The organism is Nitritalea halalkaliphila LW7 (genome assembly GCF_000265075.1).
GTDB lineage: Bacteria > Bacteroidota > Bacteroidia > Cytophagales > Cyclobacteriaceae > Nitritalea > Nitritalea halalkaliphila.
Map to the genome: position 1 here is coordinate 1 of NZ_AJYA01000027.1, position 17,954 is coordinate 17,954.

General features: G+C 50.4%; 17 protein-coding genes and 3 pseudogenes. 6 read left to right on the forward strand and 14 right to left on the reverse strand.

Annotated elements, in window-relative coordinates; translation table 11 throughout:
- Positions 1-108: 108 nt before the first annotated feature.
- The 5 genes and pseudogenes from A3SI_RS10000 to A3SI_RS10020 all read right to left on the reverse strand — a co-directional run bounded on the left by A3SI_RS10000 (position 109) and on the right by A3SI_RS10020 (position 4,558).
- Positions 109-582, reverse strand: coding sequence for a carboxypeptidase-like regulatory domain-containing protein (locus tag A3SI_RS10000; protein WP_009055590.1), 474 nt, complete (start codon positions 580-582; stop codon positions 109-111).
- Between the two features lie 37 nt (positions 583-619).
- Complete coding sequence (locus tag A3SI_RS18255) at positions 620-1,378, reverse strand: hypothetical protein (protein ID WP_238531710.1); 759 nt, start codon at positions 1,376-1,378, stop codon at positions 620-622.
- Positions 1,351-1,761: a hypothetical protein gene (locus A3SI_RS20790; protein ID WP_009055594.1), complete on the reverse strand. Its 411-nt coding sequence runs from the start codon at positions 1,759-1,761 to the stop codon at positions 1,351-1,353. Before A3SI_RS20790 ends, A3SI_RS18255 begins: the two co-directional genes overlap by 28 nt.
- 304 nt (positions 1,762-2,065) lie before the next feature.
- Positions 2,066-3,384 (reverse strand): annotated as a pseudogene (rseP, locus tag A3SI_RS10015) (RIP metalloprotease RseP).
- A gap of 1 nt (position 3,385) precedes the next feature.
- Positions 3,386-4,558, reverse strand: coding sequence for a 1-deoxy-D-xylulose-5-phosphate reductoisomerase (locus A3SI_RS10020; RefSeq protein WP_009055595.1), 1,173 nt, complete (start codon positions 4,556-4,558; stop codon positions 3,386-3,388).
- Between the two features lie 163 nt (positions 4,559-4,721).
- Between A3SI_RS10020 and A3SI_RS10025 the strand changes: the two are divergent.
- The 5 genes and pseudogenes from A3SI_RS10025 to A3SI_RS10040 all read left to right on the forward strand — a co-directional run bounded on the left by A3SI_RS10025 (position 4,722) and on the right by A3SI_RS10040 (position 9,204).
- A pseudogene (locus A3SI_RS10025) lies at positions 4,722-6,187 on the forward strand (S1C family serine protease).
- Between the two features lie 195 nt (positions 6,188-6,382).
- Positions 6,383-6,793 (forward strand): nucleotidyltransferase substrate binding protein, encoded by a 411-nt coding sequence (locus tag A3SI_RS10030; RefSeq protein ID WP_009055597.1) that lies wholly within the window; start codon positions 6,383-6,385, stop codon positions 6,791-6,793.
- Positions 6,794-6,847: 54 nt separating this feature from the next.
- A complete protein-coding gene (locus A3SI_RS10035) occupies positions 6,848-7,564 on the forward strand; it encodes an ABC transporter ATP-binding protein (protein ID WP_009055598.1) in 717 nt (238 codons plus the stop codon).
- A gap of 75 nt (positions 7,565-7,639) precedes the next feature.
- Positions 7,640-7,930, forward strand: a pseudogene (locus A3SI_RS23255) (putative ABC exporter domain-containing protein); the annotation flags it as partial.
- A gap of 8 nt (positions 7,931-7,938) precedes the next feature.
- A complete protein-coding gene (locus A3SI_RS10040; RefSeq protein WP_009055600.1) occupies positions 7,939-9,204 on the forward strand; it encodes a putative ABC exporter domain-containing protein in 1,266 nt (421 codons plus the stop codon).
- A 46-nt stretch (positions 9,205-9,250) separates the two neighbouring features.
- Here the strand turns inward: A3SI_RS10040 and A3SI_RS10045 are convergent, their stop codons facing one another.
- The 6 genes from A3SI_RS10045 to A3SI_RS10070 all read right to left on the reverse strand — a co-directional run bounded on the left by A3SI_RS10045 (position 9,251) and on the right by A3SI_RS10070 (position 14,374).
- Entirely contained in the window at positions 9,251-10,330 is a 1,080-nt protein-coding gene (locus A3SI_RS10045; protein ID WP_009055601.1) for an asparaginase, read from the reverse strand.
- Positions 10,327-11,103, reverse strand: a complete 777-nt coding sequence (locus A3SI_RS10050) for a TatD family hydrolase (protein WP_009055602.1) — start codon at positions 11,101-11,103, stop codon at positions 10,327-10,329. Before A3SI_RS10050 ends, A3SI_RS10045 begins: the two co-directional genes overlap by 4 nt.
- A 133-nt stretch (positions 11,104-11,236) precedes the next feature.
- A complete protein-coding gene (locus A3SI_RS10055; protein ID WP_009055604.1) occupies positions 11,237-12,256 on the reverse strand; it encodes a glycosyltransferase in 1,020 nt (339 codons plus the stop codon).
- Positions 12,253-12,906, reverse strand: coding sequence for a polysaccharide deacetylase family protein (locus tag A3SI_RS10060; protein WP_009055606.1), 654 nt, complete (start codon positions 12,904-12,906; stop codon positions 12,253-12,255). Before A3SI_RS10060 ends, A3SI_RS10055 begins: the two co-directional genes overlap by 4 nt.
- The gene (locus tag A3SI_RS10065; RefSeq protein WP_009055608.1) at positions 12,903-14,117 is read right to left on the reverse strand and encodes a PP2C family protein-serine/threonine phosphatase; all 1,215 of its coding nucleotides are present in this window, start codon (positions 14,115-14,117) and stop codon (positions 12,903-12,905) included. Before A3SI_RS10065 ends, A3SI_RS10060 begins: the two co-directional genes overlap by 4 nt.
- A gap of 29 nt (positions 14,118-14,146) precedes the next feature.
- Positions 14,147-14,374, reverse strand: coding sequence for a hypothetical protein (locus A3SI_RS10070; RefSeq protein ID WP_009055610.1), 228 nt, complete (start codon positions 14,372-14,374; stop codon positions 14,147-14,149).
- A gap of 182 nt (positions 14,375-14,556) precedes the next feature.
- Here A3SI_RS10070 and ruvC point away from each other — a divergent pair, with 182 nt between their 5' ends.
- Complete coding sequence (gene ruvC, locus A3SI_RS10075) at positions 14,557-15,150, forward strand: crossover junction endodeoxyribonuclease RuvC (RefSeq protein ID WP_040670657.1); 594 nt, start codon at positions 14,557-14,559, stop codon at positions 15,148-15,150.
- A 141-nt stretch (positions 15,151-15,291) separates the two neighbouring features.
- Here the strand turns inward: ruvC and A3SI_RS10080 are convergent, their stop codons facing one another.
- The 3 genes from A3SI_RS10080 to A3SI_RS10090 form a co-directional block, all read right to left on the reverse strand.
- Positions 15,292-15,885, reverse strand: a complete 594-nt coding sequence (locus tag A3SI_RS10080) for a porin family protein (RefSeq protein WP_009055613.1) — start codon at positions 15,883-15,885, stop codon at positions 15,292-15,294.
- Between the two features lie 270 nt (positions 15,886-16,155).
- Positions 16,156-17,229, reverse strand: coding sequence for an alanine racemase (locus A3SI_RS10085; protein WP_009055616.1), 1,074 nt, complete (start codon positions 17,227-17,229; stop codon positions 16,156-16,158).
- 1 nt (position 17,230) lies between these two features.
- A complete protein-coding gene (locus A3SI_RS10090; RefSeq protein WP_009055617.1) occupies positions 17,231-17,668 on the reverse strand; it encodes a GNAT family N-acetyltransferase in 438 nt (145 codons plus the stop codon).
- Positions 17,669-17,954 lie beyond the last annotated feature (286 nt).

Consider the following 17,954-nt stretch of genomic DNA (forward strand, 5'->3'; position numbering starts at 1 on the left):
CCTGTAAATGAATGTAACATGAGATAATCCGACTTTTGTACCTGGTAAAAGGTATTGTAATGGACCCTTGCGTCACTTGATTTTTTTGCCTTATCAAAAAACGCTCGATCATAGCCCGCATAGTGCATGTAACCCGCCGCACGTGCGAATCCTACATACTTGCCTCTCTTCTTCGATCACTTCCTGATAGAACACATCTATTTCTAAAGGGTCTGGGTAAAAGGTATTTCCCATGTTATCGAGAAATTTTTTCATCAAGTCCTTTAATGGATATCCCAGAACAACCGCTGCATCCAATTCCTTCTCTACTTTTTTTAAAGAGACCACAAAAGAAGTGTTGCGCTTTAGCTCTGCTAGCGCAAATACCTGCGAGGCATAGCCCATATAGGAAACCCGTAAACTATCACTGCCCTTCACCTCGGATGGAAGCGCAAAGGAAAATGCCCCCTCTGCATTTCCTACCGCTTGCTTGGCCTGCTGAACCAAAACCAAATGCGCATGGGCTAGGCCCTCGCCCGTTTCGGCATCCACCACCTTACCCCGTATCACTTCGCGCTGCGCCAGCGCTGAACTCAGCACCATACAGCAACACAGCCATGAAACTAAAAAAATTCTCATCTTAAATGGATAATACATAAAACCCCTGTTGTTCACCCATTTCATCAAAATAACCATCGGCAATGTACTTTCGCTCCGAAACCTTGCCAATTAATCGAAAGCGCTCAGGAACTGTAGTATCCGAAATCAACTGTTCTCCTTGATAAATCTGTAAACGTAATGGATTTTTCAACTCCTCACCTGTCGCCTGCTCAGTACTCCCTGTCCTGTAGGTGCGGAATACGATATCCGCTTCCTCATCCACAAAGACATCCTTATAAAAACCAACCTTAAAACGCGATTCAAGATATAAATCCGTCTCAAACGCTACCTCCAAGGTACGCGTCTCGGGATATTTGTTGCGCATGTTTACTCCTGGTTCCCCAAAAGAACTAACCAGGTTCGATGAGGCATCGAACACATAGATAGTCGGATCCACCTCAAAAGTCATCCATTGCTTGCCAGAACTCCCTATATGAAAATCAAAAAAGATATGAAAGGGAACAAAGCGATACTGCTGATAACTTTCAGGAAAATGATGAAGCAGTTCTTCGATTTTCCCATCTTTTCGACTAATCTTCGCCACCAAAAAGGCTTCTTTGTAAAATTCTGGCGTGATGAAAGCATTAAACGTCGGATGTTCGCAGTCTACCTTCGCATAAATGTAGTCAGCTGATACAGGAAAATGCGCGTTGTAATGCTGTAACTCATACATCATGGGGGAGTTTGCTACTGGATTTTGTATCAAGTCACTTATCTCAAAGTCTGCATCCGCATGCACAGTATATTTCTTTTGAAACTGCCAGTCTGTATCGTATTCGTAGAAGGTCCATCCTTGCCCTTTACCAGAAAACCATCAGCATGTGCATGAACAGCACTAATGTTAGCCAGTTCCTCAGGCCCCTCCATGAGCCGCAGATTTCGCTTTAAAAAGGCTCCATCAGGAGCATACGACTCTATAAAACCATACAAGTGATCCACGTACAGCACCTCTCCGTCCGCCCATTCAAATCTTCCCACCTGCGAACTCCGCGACGGCTGAACAAAAACAGTATCCAATTGAAGCGAAAACCTGTCGCCCACAGACAGCTCTTCGCTTGTCGTTCGCTGCTCCCCGGCACATCCCAGCAAGAAGAGCAACAAAAGCATGTAATAATATTTCATATCTTATACCTATTAAAAATTAATTCCCCTCAAACTACATGAAAAACAACTTTTAGCACTTAGAATTATTCAATATTCAAATATAGCTTCTTCTCACTAAAAAGCAAGTATATGCGACTATTAACTCCTACAAAAAGCATAGGCATCTAAAAATCAGACATCAAGTCACCTCTTCACCAGCCCTCTACCTCTAGGCATTTAGGCCGATGTACCGGTGGCATGGATATCTTTGCACCGCAAGCCAAAAAAAAAGCCCGGCAGAAAGACTACCGGACTTTTTTCAAGCATCACGAAACGAGCACGATCAGCCCCCCGTGAAAATTTTCAAAATATCATTCCCTATCGCAAAAACCATGATGGCCAACAGCAACACCATTCCTACCTTCTGCGCATTCTCTAAGAAAGCATCAGATGGAGCACGTCCTGAAATCATTTCATAAAGTAAGAACATCACATGCCCACCATCTAAAGCGGGAATCGGCAGCAGGTTCATAAAGGCTAATATCATCGAGATCAATCCCGTAATGCTCCAAAACTTCACCCAGTCCCACTGATTGCCATAAATCTTCGCCATACCGATCGGTCCACTCACATTTTTCGTGGATACCTCACCTGTAAACATCTTACCGAGCGCTCGCGCATTTATAAGCACCACGCTAAACGCACGCTCTGTGCCTTTCACCACCGACTCCCCGATGCCATACTTACGACGCACAGGCTCTATAAGTGGATTTATCGCGATACCTATCATCCCCTCCTCAGACACTTGCGCCGTTTTTTCGATCTGTTCCGAGCCACGGGCAATAGAAAAACGAGCTTCTTCCCCTTTTAGGGTGGAAAGTTTCTCCTGCAGCTCATTAAAATAAGCGATCGCTCGCCCATTAATCGCGGTGATACGATCCCCCTCCTGTAAGCCCATCGCATCAGCCGCACTACCCGGCTGGGTTTGGCTTACCTCGAATGGATAGCGGATGTTAATAAAGTTAGCCATCGCCTCCTCATTTGAGAACCGATTAATAAAGCCGCGAGGTATCTCGATACGCAGCGTCTCTCCGTTACGCTCCACGGTATAAAAACCGCCACTGCTTAACAGTGCGTCACCCGAACTTAGCTCATTCACACTCTCATACGGTAGACCATTAATATCCAGCACCCGATCTCCATCCTGAAAACCGATTTCCCTTCCGATCTCATACGCCACGATGCCATGTTCTAACACCTGATCGCGAGAAAAATACGTCTCCCCGTTTTGATAGACCAGCACCACGAAAATCACGATACCAGTCACCACATTGACGATAATACCGCCAAGCATAACGATCAAGCGCTGCCAGGCCGGCTTAGCGCGAAATTCATAGTCCTTAGGCTCCGAAGCCAGCTGCTCCGTGTCCATCGATTCATCGACCATACCCGAGATTTTCACGAAACCTCCTAGCGGCACCGCCCGATCGAATACTCCGTTTCCCCCCACTGAAAACCAAAAAGTTTTGGTGGAAAGCCAATAGAAAATTTCTCCACGCGCATGCCAAACATTTTGGCGGTAAGCAAATGCCCCAGCTCATGCAGCCCCACTAAGATGGAAAGCCCCAAAAGCAGCTGCGCGACCATTATTAATGTATCCATACTACTTGTTTACTAATTTTTGAATTAACTCTGCGCTGACCGCACGCGCCTCCTCATCCGAAGCGATTAACTGCTCCAAACTGGCATTAGCCTGATACGGCACACGTGCCAAACAGTCCTCAATCACCTCAGACATGGCTAAAAATCCAATCTTTTCCCTCAGAAAGGCCTCCACCACGACTTCATTCGACGCATTTAACACACAGGGCGCGTTACCACCTTGTTCTAAAGCCCAAAAAGCCAATTTTAAGTTCCGAAAGGTCTCCATATCCGGCTGCTCGAAGGTCAGAGCCGGATAAGCTAAGAAATCGAAACGCGGAAAAGTGGCCTGTAATCGGTCTGGGTAGCTAAGCGCAAACTGGATAGGCACCCGCATATCGGGTAGGCCCATCTGCGCCTTCATGGAGCTGTCCTGAAACTGCACGATGGAATGAATAATCGACTGCGGATGAACGATCACCTCGATCTGTTCGGGCGCTAGGCCAAAAAGCCACTTGGCCTCGATCACCTCCAGGCCTTTATTCATCATGGACGCCGAGTCTATGGTAATTTTCGCCCCCATTTCCCAGTTCGGATGCTTCAGCGCCTGTGCGCGCGTTACCGTCTCCAGCTCCGCACGGCGCATACCGCGAAAAGGCCCTCCCGAAGCGGTGAGGATAATTTTTTCTATCGGATTATGAAATTCGCCTACGAGACACTGAAAAATAGCAGAGTGCTCCGAATCCACCGGCAAAATCGGCACGCGATACTCCTCCGCCAGCGCAGTCACCAGCTCCCCCGCCACGACCAGAGTCTCCTTATTAGCCAGCGCGATCGGCTTCCCTGCTCGAATCGCATGAAGTGTCGGCTGCAGTCCCGCATACCCGACCAGTGCAGTCAGCACCACGTCGATCTGCTCCATCTGCACCACCTCACAGAGCGCCTTCTCTCCAGTATATACTTTGATCGGCAGATCAGCCAGAGCATCCCGCACCTGCTCATACAGCGACTCCTCCCCGATCACCACCACATTCGGCAGAAAGGTCCGCGCCTGCTGAATCAGCAATGCCGCATTTCGATGCGCCGTCAGCACTTCCGCTTTAAACAACTCCGGATGCGCAGCGATCACCTCTAAGGTCTGCGTCCCGATACTCCCTGTGGCGCCTAAAAGGGCAATATGCTTGATTTTTGACATGAGTAAAATTAAAACGGTTCATCCCGTTACAGGCAAAATTACACGGTATACCGGACTTTCATGCGGATTTTTAGATTTTTTAAGCATTTATCCCTTTCTCCTGAAACCTGATGGCCGTATTTTCGCTTCGTAACGATAAGATCTTTACGCTATGAAAAACTCTATCCAGTTCCTCTTGTTCTCGTCCGTAGCCTTTTTTGCAGGGATCATGGGCGCTTTTTTCTACGACACCTACCTCCGTAAGGACGTGTACAACGGGCCTATCGGCCAAAGTGAACGCGACTGGACAGCCGCCAGCTCCTACACCACCCACTGGGAGGATCCAGCATTGGCGCCAGCCCCTACCCCGAAAAGCTCCGCAGCCGCTGCACCCGTATCCTTCGTGGAAGCCTCCGAGCGCAGCAAGTCCTCTGTCGTCTTCATCAAAAATTTCTCCGGCACCGACTCCCGCCGCTACAGCATCTTCGACTACTTCTTCGGAAATGGCCCCACACAGCGCGTCAGCACCGGCTCAGGCGTCATCATGAGCGAAGACGGCTACATCATCACGAATAATCACGTCATCGAAAGGGCTGAAACCATCGAAGTAGTTCATGAAAAGCGCACCTATCCCGCTAAACTCATCGGCACCGATAAAAACACCGATATCGCCGTGCTGAAAATAGAGGCCACAGACCTCCCCGCCATCCCGAAAGGCAGCTCCCGCGACTTGAAAATCGGTGAGTGGGTTTTGGCCGTAGGCAATCCCTTTAACCTGACCTCCACCGTCACCGCGGGCATCGTCTCAGCGAAAGAACGACAGATTAATATCCTCGGCGGCGAGTTCCCTTTAGAGTCTTTTATCCAAACCGATGCTCCGATTAATCCTGGAAACTCCGGTGGGGCCCTGGTAAATAGCCAAGGCGAGCTGGTCGGCATCAATACCGCGATACTCTCACGGACAGGAAGTTACACCGGATATGGTTTTGCTGTTCCCGTGGATATCGCTACGAAAATAGCCAATGACCTCATCGAATACGGAGAGGTACAGAAAGCCCTCCCCGGCGTGGATGTGGTGGAAATCACCCCTGAGCTAGCCGAAGATATGCGCCTAAATACGCTGGACGGGGTCATCGTCACCCATGTGATCCGTAATGGCGCCGCCGAAAAGGCTGGCATGCGAAAGGATGATGTGATCCTCTCCATCGACGGCGTGCGCATCGGCGGAAAGGGCAGCTTCGAGGAGCAGCTTTCCTATTTCTACCCCGGCGATCAGGTCACGGTGCGCTTGCTGCGCAAAGGCGAAACGAAAGAACTGCGCCTGCAGCTGCAAAACTTGGAAGGGGGTACCGGCGTCATCCAGCGGGCCTACTACAGTAGCGCACTCCTCGGCGCGCGCTTGGAGGCCGTAAATGCCATCGAAAGGGATCGCTTGAATGTGGACTATGGTGTGAAAATCAGTAGCATGACACGCGGATACCTGCGCGACCTGGGCCTGAATAATGGATTCGTACTGACACGCATTAATGATCAGCCAGCGAGCAACCCGAAAGAGGTGGGCAAGTTCCTCGAAGAATACAGCGGACGCTCCGTCTGGAGGGTGTCACAGCGAATGGGCAGCGTTTTATGCAGTCCTACACCATCCGCTAAGGGCGACTCTGAAGCTCCAGTAGCTCCCTCTATGCGCGGAGGCAGTGCTGATATGGAGTAGCTGAGCCCTCCGCTCTGTAAAAGGCATGAACCTAGCCCGTTCATGCCTTTTATGTTTCTAAAATAGCCCTCAGCACCGATAACCCTATGAAAAGGTTTTGCGTTAAGGGATTTATAACGTACGTTTTGCTGTCCATGAAAACATCTACCAAACATACCCTCGACGAGTATTTTCTCGCCTTCATCGGTCACCTGCAGGAGCTGGAAGAACTGGTACGTGAAGATGAAAAAGGCTTGCTCAAGCAACCCTCGGACCTGGTCGTCTGCTTCGAGGAAACGCATGAAGCAGCCCTAGCATGCATGAGCCGCTATTATCTGGCTCAGGGTCGCGGACTGTTTTCAGGCAGCCGAGACCTCACTGTGGAAGCCTTCCACGATGACCTTATCGACGATGGGCAGGGCTGGCTCGACATGGTCATCAGCCGAATCAAAGCCACCGACATCTACCCTGAGGACGTGCAAGAAGAACTTCGCGGAAAAATCCGCAAAAAATACCTTAAACTGCTCCAAAATTTCGAAAGAAAAATGAAAAATCTACTTGATTAAATGCGCATTTCTATGCTATTTTGAGCTAATCCTAAAAATTTTTCTACTGAAATCATGCTAGAAGTAAAAGGTTTGGTGAAGCGCTTCCAAAAGCAGCTCGCCGTAGATCAGCTCGATGCACGCCTGGAAGGTGGCGAGGTGGTAGGCCTCCTCGGCCCTAATGGCGCCGGAAAAAGCACCACAATCAAGTGTATCGTCGGCCTCCTGCGAAAAGATGCCGGGGAAATTTACATCGGTGGCCATGATCACCTTTCCTTAGAGGCCAAAAGACTATTTGCGTACATTCCCGAAACCCCAAATGTGTACGACCTGCTCACCATCGACGATCACCTGAAATTTATCGCACAGGCCTATAGCCTCACCCACTGGCAGCCCTATGCGGAAGAACTTCTCGAAGCCTATGACCTGCTCGATAAGCGGGACAAGTTAGGCCGAGACCTCTCGAAAGGCATGCGCCAAAAAGTCTCTATCTGCTGTGCCCTCCTGCATGACCCGCAGGTACTCTTTTTCGATGAGCCCATGATCGGACTGGACCCGAAAGCCATCCGCCAAACCAAACTCATCTTCAAGCAGCTCAAAGAAAAGGGCAAAACCATTCTGGTGAGCACGCACTTGATCGACTCCGTAGAACACATCGCCGACCGTGTCATGATCATGAAGGCGGGCAAAGTAGTGCATAACGACACCGTAGCCAGCCTCCGCGAACAGTACTCCGGAGATGCACTTTCCTCTTTAGAAGACCTCTTTTTAGAATTGACCAAAGATGCGTGAGCTCCTACTCCTACTAAAAAAGGACCTTTGGGTGCTGAAAAATAACATCCTCCTGATCCTTAAAAACCCTTACGCCTACTGCCCTACAGCTTTTTCGTCCTCTACCTCTTTTTCCTTCTGAACCTAGGAAAAAAAAGTAATGCCGATAAGTCCATGGACGAGATTTTAGAGATGCAGGAAGAGTTTCGTAACGCCGGCCTTTCGGCCAAATTAGACGACTTTTCCATCTATGGCATGCTGACGTTTCTTGCCCTCGCCCTCGTCATCTGGCAGTGCTATGCCGCCACGAAAAAGAACGTCAGCTTCTTTAAAATGGCGGACGTCAACTTCCTCTTTGTGGCGCCCACGCGCCACCCCAGCTCCTGATCTACTACATGATCCGCTCCCTGATCCCCACGCTGGGCATCGCCGCGCTATTCACGGTCTACAGTTCTGGGCAGCTCATCGGCATGCTGGACCTCGGTGCACTGGATGTGATCCATATCTTGATCGGCATCACGCTACTGATTTTTATCCTTTCCCCCATTAAGTTCCTTATTTACACGCTGAATACCCGCTATCAGCGCCCGGACCGCATCCGGCAGGTGCTCTGGGGTGTCATCATTTTACTTGCCCTCGCGGTAGGTATCCCGGGGCTGCTGGCCGAAACCTTTTACATCGGCATGTTTAGCTGGCTAGGCTCCCCGTATTTTGAATTTTTCCCCTTCATCGGCTGGAGCCGCGGACTGATTAGCTACCTGTTCGAACAGAACCTCTGGCGCAGCGCCGCCTTCCTCGGTGTGTATAGCCTGTCCTTCATCGGGCTCATCCGCCTGGTGATCCACTTCGCAGGAGACTATTACGAGGATGTGCTGGAGACCACGAAAGCGAATGAGGAAACGCAGGAAAAAGTGAAGACGCGGCAGGCGCAAAGTGAAAGTGCTGGCGCTCTAGCCGCCAAGAAAAAGGTCGATGTGCCGCTCTTCGGGACAGGTGCCCAGGCCATCTACTGGCGTAATTATGTAGGGAATATCCGTACCGACTACCACCCTTACTTCGGCCTGTACAGCCTTGGCGTGGTGGGAATCAGCTGGATCATCGCATTGGGCAGCCGCTTTCTGGGCTGGGACCATCAAATCCTCTATTTCTATATTTTCGCGATTTACACCCTTTACGGCCTCGGAGGCTTAGGTAAAACCAATGTCGGGGACCTGAAAAAGCACTATTTTTACCTGCTGCCAGCTTCCTGGAATGCGAAAATGTGGAATTTGCTGAAAATAGATGTGGTGCAGTGCCTCCTAGTGGGCGGCTTGATGGCTGTCGGTGCCGTCCTTATCGCAGACCTCAGCTGGTTCCTGCTGCTCTATGTGCCCCTGGCCATGGTGGCGCTCTACCTTTCGGTCCTTAGTATCAGCCTAATCACACAAATCGGCGTGAAGGAAAGTTGGGATCGAAAATTCATCAAGTCGGGCATTACCCTTGCGCTCTTTTCCTTTGGGCTCCTGCCCGCCTTTGGCATCGCCTTTTTCCTGTACATCATCTCGAACCAAGCGGTCTATGGCTTTCTGGGCATGGGGGTTTGGCTCAGCATGGTGGCCCTAATTCTGCTAAATGCCGCCGCCGAGATGATCGAAAAGCGGGAATTACACGAGGTCGGTTAAGGGAGACCTCGCTCTTCTAGGCTAAGGGGGAAGGGAATATACGACATCAACTCATGCTCGTCAGCGACATTTCGCCGGCGAGCGGAGTGATGAGTTTTCGCTTGATTTCGATGGTACTGGACTCATTCGCCAGGAGATACATCATTTTCGTGATAGCCGCCTCCGTAGTGATATCCCCTCCACTCAGCACGCCTACACGCTTCAAGTCCTTACTGGTTTCATAGCGCCCTTGGATCACACGGCCCCCATTACACTGGCTGACATTAAAAATGATTAGGCCTTTTTTTACCGCTTTTTCGAGGACTTCGATAAACCAAGGCTCACTGGGACTATTCCCCGAACCATAGGTTTCCAAGACCACGCCCCGTAAATCAGGGGTTGCAAAACAACTTTCCAATACATTTGCCGTGATGCCGGGGAATAATTTGAGCACCATCACCCGGTTATCCAGCTTATTCGAATAGCGCAATTTTTTACCCTCCACAAAAGGGCGAATGGAGGCATAGTTGTAGTCGATGACGATTCCTGACTCCGCCAGTGCAGGGTAGTTTTCCGACTCGAAGGCATCAAAATGCACGCTTTGGACCTTTTTCGCACGATTTCCTCTCAGGAGCATGTGGTTAAAAAAGATGCACACCTCGGGCACGATAGGCTTTCCGTTTGCTTTCGCTGTGGCGATTTCTATCGCAGACATGAGGTTTTCCCGCGCATCCGAACGCATCGCCGAAATGGGCAGCTGGGCACCCGTGAAAATCACCGGCTTAGACAGGCCCGTGAGCATATAACTTAGCATAGAGGCGGAGTAGGCCATGGTGTCCGTGCCGTGCAGCACCACAAAACCATCGTAGCTATCGTAATTTTCGTAGATGATATAGGCCATATCGATCCAGTGCTGCATGTTCACATTTGATGAGTCGATCGGCTCCGGAAATGAAATCACCGTAATGGCAATGTTCATAGAAGTAAGCGTAGGGATTTTTTCCAGGATCTGCCCGAAATTAAAGGGCACCAAACTCCCCGTCTCATCGTAAGCCATGCCCAATGTACCTCCTGTGTAAATAATCAGGATAGAAGAGGAAATTTCCCGCTTGGCGGTGGTATTCAGTCGTACTATTTTATAATTCATGCGCCGTGACTGCTAAAAACATCGGTTACATTACGTTCTATTTGCGCGAAGAGCGCCTGCTCCTCCACCTGCAGCAGCGCCGCTAACTTCTGGGCGATGAAAGGCAGATAGGCTGGGCTATTCCGTTTTCCGCGATGTGGCACAGGAGCCAGATAGGGAGCATCCGTTTCTAGCACGAAATCGCTCAGCTCCAGCTTGGGCAGGACTTGATCCAGACCACCATTTTTATAGGTCACCACACCGCCGATACCGAGCTTGAAGCCCAGCGCCTTCATGCGGTTCGCCTGCTCCACATTCCCGGTAAAACAGTGAAAGATACCAAATAATCCTTTTAAGTCCAGCGCTTCCAGCAGGTCTAAGGTCTCGTCGATGGACTCGCGGCAGTGCAAGATCAGGGGCAGCTGCCGTTCCACAGCCCAAGCTGCCTGCACTTTTAACGCCTCACACTGCCACGCATAGGTACTTTTATCCCAGTAGAGGTCGATGCCCGTCTCGCCGATGCCCACGAATTTCTCCTGCTTGAGCCAGTCTTCCATGCGATAAAGGTCCTTTTCGAAGGTCTTCTTCACGTCGCAGGGATGCAGCCCCATCATCGGGTGGCAGCGCTTCGGGTACTGCGCTGCAAGTTCCAGCATGGGCTCTATGGTGGTTAAATCGACATTAGGCAGGTAAATATGGTGAACGCCTGCTGCCTGAATTTCCTCCATAAGGGCCGGCATCTCCTCTTTGGTGTACTTGCTGCTATACAGGTGCGCGTGTGTGTCTGTGAACATGAATCAGCTTCTTTCGGGTTGGTTTAGCGCTTCGGATGGGCATACTGCCGCCCCTTCCATGCGATTTTACTCGGGTAAAAATAATAAACTATCGTGGCCCATGAGAAAAGGGCATAATAAATTTCAAATAAAATCAGGTCGAGAGCCGGCAGTAGAGTGCCCGCCCTCCGGGCAAAGGAGCGGAGAAAATGGCTTTGAAGCAGGAGCTTAAGCCTCCAATGCCTAGCGCCAGGGCTGGATGAAAAAAGAGTAAGACCAGCCAGGCGGGATAGTAGAGCACCTGCAGCCCCAGTAGCGCCAACCAGTAGAAAGGCAGCCCTATGGCGCCAGACATCCAGCGCTTCCGCTGCCGCAGGAGGGAGAAAAATCCCGGCTTGGGTGCGGTCTCGATGCAGACTTCGGGCTGCACTTCATGGCGGCCGGCGTATCCTGCCTGCCGTATGGCCGCTGCCACGGCGAAATCCTCCGTTAGCGCGAACTTCACTTTCTCAAAACCGCCTACCCGCTTATAGGCATCCGCTGTGATAGCCATGTTATTGCCCATGCTGGTAATTGAAATGGATAAGTCATCGAGCACCTTCATAAATCCGAGGGTCAGCCACCAGTCCACCCCCTGAAGCCGTGCCCAAAGCCCATTAGGCCGCACCCGAGTCACGCCTGTAAGATAGCCGGCCGCACTTTGGCGCAAGCCCAAAACCATGTGCCGTGCCCAGGTAGGCGGCACTTGACAGTCCGCATCCGTAAACAGGTATACGTCCCCCTTCGCCTGCCGCGCCATGGTGGCGAGCGCCGCTGCTTTACCGTTTTGGAAAGCGCCCTCCACGGTATATGCGGGCACATGCACCACCTGCACATGCGGTCGCGTGGCTGCCCAGGCCTCCATCATAGCTCCTGTACGGTCTGTAGAATTATCATTCCCTAAAAGAATTTGGAGCTTATCCAGCGGGTAATCGAGCCTGTCCAAAGCCTCCAAACAGGCAGGCAGCATCTGCTCTTCGTTGCGAGCGGGAAGGAGCAGGCTGACCTCCGGAAGTGCGGCATCAGGTTTTTTTTGGGTAACGTGTACGCGAAAATGTCGCTGCAGCCGAAAGAGGAGCCACAGGTACTGCAGCAGCACCAGGCCGAGCAGCAAAAGACTCAGGTACACACTCATAGGCATTTTAAGGTATACCCGGCATCCGTTATATGGCGCAGCAGGTCGGGAAGCACACGCCGCAGCCGGGTTTTGGTTTTTTCTTGGTCATGAAACAGCAAAACACTTCCCGGGCGCATGTAGCGCACACAGGCATGCAGCACCTCCGCATCGGTCTGCCTGGGGTCTATATCTCCGCTGAGCACATCCCAAAACACCAGTTCATAGTTTTGCTGGATGGCGGGGAGGCTACGCAGGGGAATTTGCCCATAGGGCGGACGAAAAAACCGGCAGGCATAGCCCGTCTCAGCGTAAATAAGCGCTCGGGTCTGCTCGAGGTCGCTCAGGTAACGGCCTTTCGGCGTGCTCCAGGCTTTCAGGTGATGAAAGGTATGGTTTTCCAGCCCATGCCCGGCGGCGACCACCTCGCGTGCCAGTTCGGGACATTTGCGCACATTATCTCCTACGGCGAAAAAAGTAGCCTGAGCGGCGGATTTAGCCAGTAGTTCGAGAATATAGTCCGTCACCCCCGGTACGGGACCATCGTCGAAGGTGAGATACAGTGTGTGAGGATCCGGGGCCATTTCCCCTGCTGAAGAGGGGCTGGGCCTGCGGCAAATTCCGGGCAGGAGGGGCTGTAGCAGGCGGGGCATGCGATGCGGGAGTTTCATGCCGGCAGCTCTACACTTAAGAGGGTAAGATCATCTCTCCTCGGGGTGCCCGCCGAGAAAGCATTGAGCACCTCGAGGAAGCGCGTATGAAAATCCTTCGGCTCCAGGCGACACATTTCGCGTACGAAGGCATGGAAACGCTCCTCCCCGAACTCCTCCTCGGCAGGGTTCAGCACTTCGGTGAGTCCATCGGTGTAAAGGTGCAGGTGGAAGGATTCCGGCACTCTACGGGTACCTATTTCCAAAAATGGGAGGGATTCGAAGGCACCTAATATGGTCGTACCAGCGCTAAGCTCCTCACAAGATCCCGTGCTGGGAATGCTGAGCAGCGGCGGGTTATGGCCCGCATTCACGAAGGTTAGTTCCCGATCCGAAAAGGAAAAGCGCCCGAGGAAAAAGGTGATGAAGCGCTCGCCTTTCGTGCTGTCATAGGCAGTGGCATTCAGTTGTTCTACGATCTGCCGCATGTCTGTGAAGCTGCGCAAAAGCGTGCGCAGAGCGGCCTGAAAATTACTCATCAGCAGGGCAGCTGGCATCCCTTTCCCCGATACATCTGCCACACAAAAGTAGACCGTCTGCGGTTCAGGCCAGATCAGATCGTAATAGTCGCCCCCTACAGTAGAATGTGGATAATAGGTCACCATGGCTCGAAGCGTCTCGGTATAGGGCAGCACCTCCGGAAAAAGCATGCGCTGCACGGATGAGGCGATTTCCACCTCTTTGCGCAAGCGCTCCTGCTCCAGCTGCCGCTTCGCAAAACGCTTATTCTCTAAGGCTACCACCAAAATATTCGTAAGGGCCTTCGTAAAATCGAGATCTATGGGTGCATTGGCATCTTTGCGCTTCAGCAGGAGAATCGCGAGGAGCTCCTGCTTGTGGTACACAGGCACAAACAACTCCAGCTCCTCGAAAGACTGCTCCTCCCCCACTTCGATGTTTAGCTGCCCCTGCTCCCGGTCATGGCTGATCTGCTTTTCGGCCAGCCGACTGGGGACGGTGCCACTTAGTCCATGGCTGATCAGCTTGGTAAAGCTAGCGGCTTCTTTTCCATAGAGTACCAAGCTCCTGATATTAAGGTGCACCAGACAGGTAAACTTGAAAATATGAAGCAGCACCTCGGCCGTTTTATTCTCATTTATGGCCTGCGTGATTTCGAGGAGGGACTTAAGTTCCAGCTCCTTGCGCTGATATTTTAAAGATTCTGAGATCAAGGTATCGGTTTATAGTGCGTGAAGGGCTTTTAACCCTGTTTGGTGGCCAAGAAATACCAGTTGCGGATATCCGCATAGGCAGTTTCATCGAAGAGCTCCTCATCGGGACTTTTCAGGCATTTCACCCAGCCTTTTTTATGCAGGGAGATCAGCTGTTCTCGGAGCTGCTTTTCTTCCCACTGCAGGGCTTGATGTAAGGCATCGAAGTGCTGCACAAAGTACAACTCATCCAAAAGCTCATATTCTTGGTCTGTCATGATTATCGAGACAAATTTCTGTGAAGTTAAAAAGAAAACAAGAGTTTAAGAAATTAAACCCCAACTATGCGGCATTGTTCCGTGGGAGCGATGGCTCAGCAATGCATGCCGCTAGCCACATCGCTGGCGGAAGGCTCAGAACGGATTTCATTTCAGCAGAAATTGGAGTATCTTGCGTGCGCATGAAGAAGGAAAATACGCGTGAGCAGATCATTTTAGGCATAGACCCGGGCACGAATATCATGGGCTACGGGCTCATCGTCGTACGTGGAAATGCCTACGAACTGCTTCAGTATGGGGTCATCCACCTGAAAAAGTATGGCAGCCACGAGCTGAAGTTGAAAAAGATTTTTGAACGAATCACGGGCCTTATCACCGAATTTTTACCCGACCATGTGGCGCTGGAGGCACCCTTTTTCGGTGAAAACGTGCAGTCCATGCTTAAGTTAGGGCGTGCCCAAGGTGTAGCGATGGCTGCAGCCCTGGCGCGCGATATTCCGATTTCAGAGTATTCCCCAAAAAAGGTGAAGATGTCGGTCACCGGAAATGGTAATGCTTCTAAGGAGCAGGTGGCGGCCCTGGTGCGCATGCTGCTACACATCACAGAGGAGAAGGGACTGCTGGATGCTACCGACGCCCTAGCGGTGGCGATTTGCCATCATTTTCACTCGGGCCGACTACAGACGCGCGGAACTGCCTCGGGGTGGAAATCTTTTTTAGAGTCGAACCCGAGTCGCTTGGCCCAGCCTACACGCCCCAAGAAGGAGCCCGAATAGGGAGGAATTAGCGTGCTGAGGCTTTAGCCGCGTACCCTTTGGCCGGGGGCCAAAAAAACCACCGCCCGAAAGCGGTGGGAAAAATAAATCCCGTGTAGATAGAAAAATAGGATGGTTTAGTCTGTAAATCCGAAGGACGCCTTATAAGGTAAGTCCGAGAGAAAGTTTAAAGCCTCTATTGTAGACATTCGCCTCGCTATTTCTGAATACCGGTGTGGTTCCGTAGTCATAAGATGCCTGAAGGTTAAATCCGCGTGGCAGGTTGAAGCCTACACCGAATACCAGGCCGAAGTCCGTATCTCGGATGGCGTCGGTGTCGAATCCTACCGAGCTACCGAAGAGATCTCCTTCGAAGCGGGAGTTCACCAAGTAAGAAACCTGAGGACCTGCGAATACATTAAAGGCATTTCCCAAATAAAGTCTTGCTAGGACGGGCACATCCACGTAGCCCAGGACGGCGCGGGAGTTTACCAGGTCATCGTTTTGGGTACCTTTAATGGAGTAGAAAACCCCTGGCTCGATGGCGAAGGCCTGCCCTAATCCTAAGGTAGCGTAGGCACCCGCGTGAAAACCTACTCGATTATCGTAGTCAGCCCCTGAGGCATCTGAGCCTCCAAAGGTAAAAAAGTTGGCGCCACCACGTACGCCGACGCCCGTTCTACTTTCCTGGGCCTGTACAGAAAATACGGCTCCAAAAAATAGCGCAAATACAGTCAAAATGGTTACTTTTTTCATATTTCATCTGGTTTAGTTGATGCATAAAGAGAAAAAAGCATGCCAAAAATGGCTGCGCCCGAGGTGGAAATTGATTCCAATAGGGATTAAATTGAAATCAACAAGCTTTTTTACGAAATGAAACATTTAAAAAGAGGTACAAAAAGCACAGAAAAATCAGAATTAAATTTTTAAAGAATGGAAAAGGCCCTTTACAGCTGTGCATAAAAAAGCGCAGCCGAATACCATTTCAACTGCGCTTTTCAAGAGCTAATCCGACTCCTTCTGGCTCTATTCGCTGATTTTTTTATCCACATAGGAGGAGTTCATAATGCTAAGGGCACCCATATATTTTAGGCCGAATTTTAAGACATCACCGACTTGATAGCCCTTGGGGTTCGTTCCTAAATTTAGGATCAACATATCCGAGCTGGCGCCCAGAATTTCGAAATTACCATCTTCAGGCAGGAGGTATTTCGGATCCACATCCAGGAGCCCGATGTCTAAGATGGCACGAAAAGAAGACTTTCCGTACAGGCTCTCGTCTATTTCTAGCACCTCCCCCTGTGGATTCGCGGCCAGTGTTCCTGTGGGCAGCAAGGGTTTTTCTTGCATTTCGATAATTTCAGCATAAAGCTCAAAAACATCATGGTGCATCCCTTCGATGGTTTTTTCTTCGAAGAGGTCGACGCCGAAGAAGAGTGTTTCGCCTATGCGGAAGTGATTAACGCCTTTAGGGAGCTGCTGGTGCAGCAAAAGCGGGATCGTCACCGAGGTACCTGCTGACACCCAGGGGATGGATTTATTGAACTTCAGTTCGATGATTTGCTTGTAAAGGGATAGCTGGATGAGCTTATCGGCAGAGGGCATGACACCATTCAGGCAGTTTAAATTGGTCCCCAGACCGATTACCTCGATATTTGGAAGCTCGAAGATGGAGGCATAAAAGTCCACCAAATGGTCTCCCATGACTCCTTCGCGGAGGTCGCCGGTTTCCACCATGATAATGATTTTATGCAGCTTACCCTGTTTTTGGGCTTCCTCACTGATCCAGCGAATGGTGTTCAGTTCGCTATTCAAGCTGACATCGGCATATTTCACCATCTTGGAGATATTACGCTTCGAAGGGGGCTTGATGTAGACCGTTTGGATATCCGGGTTTATTTCTTTGAGCTTCGCTAAATTACTGATCCGAGAATCATGCACTTCATCCACACCGAGTCGGACAAGCTCCTTCAGGAAGCTGCGGTTACCGCAGAGGAGTTTTGATACGACACCCCAGGCGATTCCTTGCTCCTGGAAGCGCTCTTTGAGGTAGTTAAAATTAGCTTCGAGTTTACTTCTTTTTAAGTTTAGATACGCCATATTATTTTTTAAGCCTCATTTCGAGGTATTTGTTCGTGAAACCAAGCTTTTCGTAAAGTTTACGTGCCGGGTTATCGGGCTCTACATGCAGCGCTACGTCACCTTGAGCCATTTCCAGGGCTGTTTCCATTAATTTTTTTCCGACGCCTTTTCCGCGCTGGGATGCATCTACGGCGATGTAAACCAGTATGTTTTCAGGGATGTAGCCCGACATACCGGTTTTATTCATGATGACGGCTCCTACGATTTGTTGTCCCTCTCGGGCGATGACGGCAAAGCCCCCTTTATCTTTTGCTTGATCTAAGGCATAGTCTAGACACTTCATAATATCAGCATGTGCATCGCCATATTGATCTAAGTGCACAAAAAGGAAGTCTGCTATTTCCTTTTTTTGGATGTATGTAGCGTTATCTCGGGTAGAAAGTGTTTCTATTTTCATGTATGTGTAGATTTAATATTCAACTGTTCGATTTTATAAACAAGCAAAAACGTTGCTAAAGAGGCCAATAAGCCGAAAAATTTGGADCCAAGSCAAGGTTAAAGTTCAAATMAKACTAATGCAGCAGTACAGGTACCCCTGTCAGCATGCACAGATAACCGGTCCTGGAGCCCAATCCGAATTCCGGATTGTACAGGCTTAACGGTTACCGTTCTGGAGGCCAATCCGGAATTCCGGAATTGTAACCAAGCTTACCGTAACGTTCTTGAGCCATCGGATCCGGAAT

Coding starts and splice junctions, on each gene's coding strand:
- A3SI_RS10000 (WP_009055590.1), bottom strand. CDS start 582: ATGGTGCTGAGTTCAGCGCTGGCGCAGCGCGAAGTGATACGGGGTAAG.
- A3SI_RS20790 (WP_009055594.1), bottom strand. CDS start 1,761: ATGAAATATTATTACATGCTTTTGTTGCTCTTCTTGCTGGGATGTGCC.
- A3SI_RS10020 (WP_009055595.1), bottom strand. CDS start 4,558: ATGTCAAAAATCAAGCATATTGCCCTTTTAGGCGCCACAGGGAGTATC.
- A3SI_RS10030 (WP_009055597.1), top strand. CDS start 6,383: ATGAAAACATCTACCAAACATACCCTCGACGAGTATTTTCTCGCCTTC.
- A3SI_RS10035 (WP_009055598.1), top strand. CDS start 6,848: ATGCTAGAAGTAAAAGGTTTGGTGAAGCGCTTCCAAAAGCAGCTCGCC.
- A3SI_RS10040 (WP_009055600.1), top strand. CDS start 7,939: ATGATCCGCTCCCTGATCCCCACGCTGGGCATCGCCGCGCTATTCACG.
- A3SI_RS10045 (WP_009055601.1), bottom strand. CDS start 10,330: ATGAATTATAAAATAGTACGACTGAATACCACCGCCAAGCGGGAAATT.
- A3SI_RS10050 (WP_009055602.1), bottom strand. CDS start 11,103: ATGTTCACAGACACACACGCGCACCTGTATAGCAGCAAGTACACCAAA.
- A3SI_RS10055 (WP_009055604.1), bottom strand. CDS start 12,256: ATGAGTGTGTACCTGAGTCTTTTGCTGCTCGGCCTGGTGCTGCTGCAG.
- A3SI_RS10060 (WP_009055606.1), bottom strand. CDS start 12,906: ATGAAACTCCCGCATCGCATGCCCCGCCTGCTACAGCCCCTCCTGCCC.
- A3SI_RS10070 (WP_009055610.1), bottom strand. CDS start 14,374: ATGACAGACCAAGAATATGAGCTTTTGGATGAGTTGTACTTTGTGCAG.
- ruvC (WP_040670657.1), top strand. CDS start 14,557: ATGAAGAAGGAAAATACGCGTGAGCAGATCATTTTAGGCATAGACCCG.
- A3SI_RS10080 (WP_009055613.1), bottom strand. CDS start 15,885: ATGAAAAAAGTAACCATTTTGACTGTATTTGCGCTATTTTTTGGAGCC.
- A3SI_RS10085 (WP_009055616.1), bottom strand. CDS start 17,229: ATGGCGTATCTAAACTTAAAAAGAAGTAAACTCGAAGCTAATTTTAAC.
- A3SI_RS10090 (WP_009055617.1), bottom strand. CDS start 17,668: ATGAAAATAGAAACACTTTCTACCCGAGATAACGCTACATACATCCAA.